The organism is Pseudomonas sp. L13, assembly GCF_009935965.1.
Taxonomy (GTDB): Bacteria; Pseudomonadota; Gammaproteobacteria; order Pseudomonadales; family Pseudomonadaceae; genus Aquipseudomonas; species Aquipseudomonas lactis.
This window is the reverse complement of record NZ_QODJ01000118.1, coordinates 1-5,407: the sequence shown is the minus strand read 5'-3', so window position 1 is coordinate 5,407 and position 5,407 is coordinate 1. Positions and strand designations below refer to the sequence as shown.

The window sequence follows — 5,407 nt, the reverse complement described above, 5'->3', positions numbered from 1 at the left end:
AGCGTGGTTTAACGGGGCGCCTAAGATCAAAAGCAGATCAAGATCAAGAGCGGCTCGCTTCGCATCGTGGTTACCGTTGGCTGCTACAACCTACAAGAATGTGTAGATACCTGGTTCGGTTGACTCATCAGTGACTGACACTCCGCTTTCGCGAACAAGCCCACAGGAGAGCTGGATTAATTTATATTTCAACCATAATATAAGCAAAAAATTACGACCGTAATTTTTTGCACAATGGTTTCCGGAGTTCGCCATGCCCCCTCTCCCCCTGCGTCTTCTCACGTCCCTGGCCCTGTTGATGTTGCTCAATGGCTGCAACAGCAAGGCCGATACCGCCCAGGTGCCAGTGCCGCGCCCGGTACTCGCCGCCAAGGTCGAAGCCGCCGGCACCCAGCAAAGTGCCTACACCGGAGTGGTGGCGGCTCGCACTGAAAGCAACCTGGGCTTTCGGGTCAGCGGCAAGGTGATTGAGCGCAAGGTCGACCCCGGCCAGCATGTCTCCCGTGGCGATACCTTGCTGGTGCTGGACATCGGCGACTTCGAACTGGCACTGCGCTCGGCCAAGAACCGCGTCAACGCCGCCCAGGCGCAACTGCGCCAGCGCCATGATGATGAAAACCGTTACCAGCGCCTGGCCAGTACCGGCGCGGTGTCGCGGCAGATCTTCGACCAGTCGGCCACCAACCTGCGCGTTGCCCAAGCCGAACTGGCCGCCGCGCAATCGGATGCCAGCCAGATCGAAAACCGTCGCACTTATTCGGTACTCAAGGCCGATGGCGACGGCATCATCACCGACGTGCTGGCCGATCGCGGCCAAGTGGTGGCCGAGGGGCAAGTCGTCGCGCGCCTGGCCCATGACGGTGCCCGTGAAGCCATCGTCAACTTGCCGGAAAACCAGCGCGACCTGGCCGCGCAAAAAGCCTTGGCATTCCCCTTCGGCGCCCCCGACCAGGCCGTGACCGCCACCCTGCGCGAGCTGTCTGCCAGCGCCGACCCGGTCACCCGCACCTACCGCGCACGTTATGTGCTGCAGGGTTCGGTCGAGCGTTTCGCCCTCGGCTCCACCATCACCGTGCGCCTGCAGGGCAATGGCCAACCCCTGCAAACCCGCGTGCCCATCGGCGCCTTGCAGGATACGGGGCAAGGCACGGGCGTCTGGCTGATTGGCGATGACCAAAAGATCAGCTTCGCCCCGGTGAAAGTCGCCAGCCTCGGCCAGGAAGACGCCTTGCTCGACAGCGGCGTAACACCCGGCCAAACCATCGTCGCCCTCGGCGCTCACCTGTTGCACAGCGGCGACACGGTGCGCTTGCTGCCCGCCCAGGCGCTGGCCCTCAACCGTCAGCAGGATCAATGAATATGCGCGGGATCAACCTCTCCGAACTGGCCGTCAAACACCGCGCCGTCACCCTGTTTTTGCTGATTGCGATCCTCGTCGCCGGGGTCTTCGCATTCGGCAAGCTGGGCCGCGCCGAAGACCCTTCGTTTACCGTCAAGGTCATGACCATCACCGCAGCCTGGCCCGGCGCCACCGCCCAGGAGATGCAGGAGCAAGTGGCCGACCGCCTGGAAAAGCGCCTGCAGGAACTGGACTACTACGACCGCGTCGAGACCATCGCCCAGCCGGGCTTTGTATCGATGCGCATGACCTTCCTGGAGTCCACACGCCCGAGCGAGATTCAGGAACTGTTCTACCAGACGCGCAAAAAACTCAGCGACGAAGCCGCGCAATTGCCCAAGGGCGTGATCGGGCCGTTTTTCAACGATGAATATTCCGATGTGTACTTTGCGTTGTATGCCCTGGAGGCAGAACACCTGCCCCACCGCCAGCAAGTGCAAATGGCCGAACAATTGCGCCAGGGCCTGCTCAACCTGCCCGGAGTGAAGAAGGTCAATATCCTCGGCGAACAGGCCCAGCGTGTGTTTGTGGAGTTTTCCTATGAGCGCCTGGCGACCCTGGGCATCAAGCCCCAACAGATCTTCGCCGCCCTCGCCGCACAAAACGCCGTGGCGCCCTCAGGCTTCGTCGAAACCGCGGGCGCCCGCGCCTATATCCGCATCGACGGCGCGTTCGACAGCCTGGCCCTGATCGAGAACGTGCCCCTGCAAGTCAATGGCCGCGTATTGCGCATCGCCGATGTGGCCACCGTGAGCCGGGGTTATGAGGACCCACCCAGTTATCGCATCCGCCACCAGGGCGACCCGGCGTTGATGCTCGGCGTGATCATGGAGAAGCATTGGAACGGTCTGGAACTGGACAAGAGTCTGCAGGCCGAAGAAGCGCGGATCCAGGCCGACCTGCCCCTGGGCGTGAACTTCGCCAAGGTGTCCGACCAGGCGAAAAACATCAGCCTGGCGGTCAATGAGTTCATGCTCAAATTCTTCGTCGCCCTGGCGGTGGTGATGCTGATCAGCCTGTTGGCCCTGGGCTTTCGCGTGGGGCTGGTGGTGGCGGCGGCCGTGCCGCTGACGCTGTCGATCGTGTTCGTGATCATGCTGGTCACGGGCCGTGAATTCGACCGCGTGACCCTCGGCGCGCTGATCATCTCCCTGGGCTTGCTGGTGGACGACGCCATCATCGCCATCGAGATGATGGTGGTGAAACTTGAAGAAGGGTTTGACCGCATTCACGCGGCGACCTATGCCTGGAGCTCCACCGCCGCGCCCATGCTCACCGGTACGCTAGTGACCATCATTGGCTTTTTGCCGGTGGGGTTTGCGCGCTCCGGTGCCGGCGAGTACGCCGGCAATATCTTCTGGATTGTGGGGTTTGCATTGATTTCGTCGTGGCTGGTCGCGGTGGTGTTCACGCCTTACCTGGGCGTGAAGTTGTTGCCGCAGATCAAGCCAGTGCCCGGCGGGCATGATGCGATTTATGCCGGGCGCTACTACCAGAAACTGCGCAGCCTGGTGGAGGCCTGCGTGCGTGGGCGCTGGCTGGTAACTGGGCTGGTGGTGGCCGCGTTTGTGCTGTGTGGCCTGGGTATGGCGGTGGTGAAGAAACAATTCTTCCCCGACTCGGACCGCTCGGAGCTGATTCTGGAAGTGTATATGCCACCTGGCAGCGCGTTCAAAAGCACCGAGGCGGTGGCGGCGCAGGTGGAGAAGGCCCTGTTGCAGGAACCCCAGACGAGCATGGTCGACACCTATGTGGGCGGCGGTGCACCGCGGTTTTTCCTGTCGTTGAACCCAGAAATGCCGGACCCTGCGTTCGCCAAGCTGATCGTGCAAACGCCGGATTCCCACGCCCGCGATGCGCTGAAACTGCGGATGCGTGAGCGCATTGCGGCGGGCGAATTTCCCTCGGCGCGGGTTCGGGTCACACAGCTCGTCTTCGGCCCGCCAGTGCCGTTCCCGGTGGTGTTCCGCGTTTCCGGGCCGGACCTGAGTGTGCTGCGCGGGCTGTCTGAAGACGTGCGTCAGGTGGTGGCCGGCAACAAGCTGACCAGAGACACCTTCCTCGAATGGGGCGAACGCGCCAGCGGTTATCGCCTGGTGCTGGATCAGGATCGCTTGCGCCTGCTGGGGTTCACGCCGGACGAGGTCAAGTCCCAACTCAACGCTTTGCTCAGCGGCAACCCGATCACCGAAGTGCGCGAAGGCAACCGCACCGTGTCGGTGGTGGCCCGCGCACAGGGCAGCCAACGCGAAGACCTAGCCAACCTCAACAACATGACGCTGACCAACAGCGCCGGTACGTCGGTGCCGCTGGCCCAGGTCGGGCATTTCCAGGCGGTGATGGAAGAACCGATCCTCAAGCGCCGCGACCGCGCCACCACCGTGGAGGTACGCGCCGACATCATCGACGGCGTACAACCGCCCGATGTGGAAATGGCCGTGTACAAAGACCTGCAACCGCTGATCGCGAAGTTGCCCAGCGGTTACAAAATCGACATTGGCGGCCCGGTTGAGGAAAGCGCCAAGGCCAACGTGGCCCTGGCGGCACTGTTCCCGATCATGATCCTGCTGACCCTCACGGTGATCATGTTCCAGGTGCGCTCCTTTGGCGTGATGTTCATGGTGTTCGCTACCGCGCCTTTGGGCCTGATCGGCGCAGTGCCGACCTTGTTGCTGTTCAACCAGCCGTTCGGCTTTAACGCGATTCTCGGCCTGATTGGCATCGGCGGCATCCTGATGCGCAACACGCTGATCTTCACCGACCAGATCCGCCAGAACCAGGACCACGGCATGGCGATTCGCGAGGCCATTATCGAAGCCACGGTGCGGCGTGCCCGGCCGGTGATCCTTACGGCACTGGCGGCGGCGCTGGCGTTTATTCCGTTGACGTTGTCGGTGTTCTGGTCGTCCCTGGCCTATGTGCTGATTGGCGGGGTGTTGGTGGGCACGGTCTTGACGCTGTTGTTTTTGCCGGCGCTGTGCAGCCTGGTACTACGCGACAAGGTTGCTGAAATGTCCCACGTAACGGCCGGATAAGCTCTACTCCCCTCCCCTGTAAACCTCTGCAAAGTCCCTCGCCTGATCAAACAGTGCGAGGGATTGCAGATGGTTTTTCCTGTGAGTGCCTTGGTTACCTGGCCGCCCCCCGTGGGGGGCCGTCGCGGATGACCCAAGCAGCCCAAATTACCTTTATCGAACACGAGCTGGATGGTTTCCATCAGAGCCTGGTGGAGTACCGCCAGCAGATGGGCGCCTGGTATTCGCGTGCGCTGGATACGGTCAGTCATGCAGCGGATTTGCCGTCGTTGCTGGGTATGGATCGAGTGTTGCGGGCTGGGGATACGCAGCAGTCGGTCAGTCTTGGCGATACGGATTTTTCCACCGTGGCCCGCTGTCCGGCGGGTGGTGTGCTGAAAATCCAGAGCAGGTTCGAGTCAGCGTACGACGTGCCGATCGGCAATATCCCGGTTGAGGTGATCGGCCTGGATGACGGCAGTTCCAGGGTCATCCTGCTCGACGAGCACGGCGAAGGTTCCCACGACTGCGCCGCCGGCGGGCGTTATCAGGTGAGGGTTCAAGGCGGTGTTTCAGCGCAGCAAGTCGATACCTTATTTGCTTCCTATGCCGGGCTGACAGCGGATCTGGAGCAATGGCTGCGCGAACAGTGGCAAGGCTTCAAACCGCATTGGCAGCAAGCCCCCGCCAGCGCAATTGGCAACGGCGTGCTCGCTGGCAGTTGGGCAGCGATCCGTGACGTGTGGGACAGCATCAAGCAGGTGCAGGCAATTCTTGAAGACCCGCTCAAGTACGTCGAGCAACTGGGTAGCGAGGCGGCCAAGTTGGCGCAGATCGCCACCGATGCGCCCAAGGTCATGGAACAGGCGATGTTGCTCGCCAGTGATGAGGCGGCGCTGTACCTGTTACTGCGCACCGCCATGATCTGGCTGGAGGCGTTACCGCCCAGTGAGGTCGCGCAAGCGGCCGCAGGTTTTATGGTGTCGTTGCTGAT

The 5,407-nt window shown here is 61.9% G+C and carries 2 protein-coding genes and 1 pseudogene; all 3 read left to right on the top strand.

Features of this window, described 5'->3' with window-relative positions:
- The first annotated feature begins 253 nt into the window (after positions 1-253).
- Complete coding sequence (locus DK871_RS28105; protein WP_161907448.1) at positions 254-1,357, top strand: efflux RND transporter periplasmic adaptor subunit; 1,104 nt, start codon at positions 254-256, stop codon at positions 1,355-1,357.
- 2 nt (positions 1,358-1,359) lie between these two features.
- A complete protein-coding gene (locus DK871_RS28100; protein ID WP_161907447.1) occupies positions 1,360-4,434 on the top strand; it encodes an efflux RND transporter permease subunit in 3,075 nt (1,024 codons plus the stop codon).
- 128 nt (positions 4,435-4,562) lie between these two features.
- A pseudogene (locus DK871_RS28095) lies at positions 4,563-5,407 on the top strand (type IV secretion protein Rhs); the annotation flags it as partial.

Bases quoted from the DNA above. Each gene is read 5' to 3' on its own strand.
- DK871_RS28100 (WP_161907447.1), top strand. From the start codon at position 1,360: ATGCGCGGGATCAACCTCTCCGAACTGGCCGTCAAACACCGCGCCGTC.
- DK871_RS28105 (WP_161907448.1), top strand. From the start codon at position 254: ATGCCCCCTCTCCCCCTGCGTCTTCTCACGTCCCTGGCCCTGTTGATG.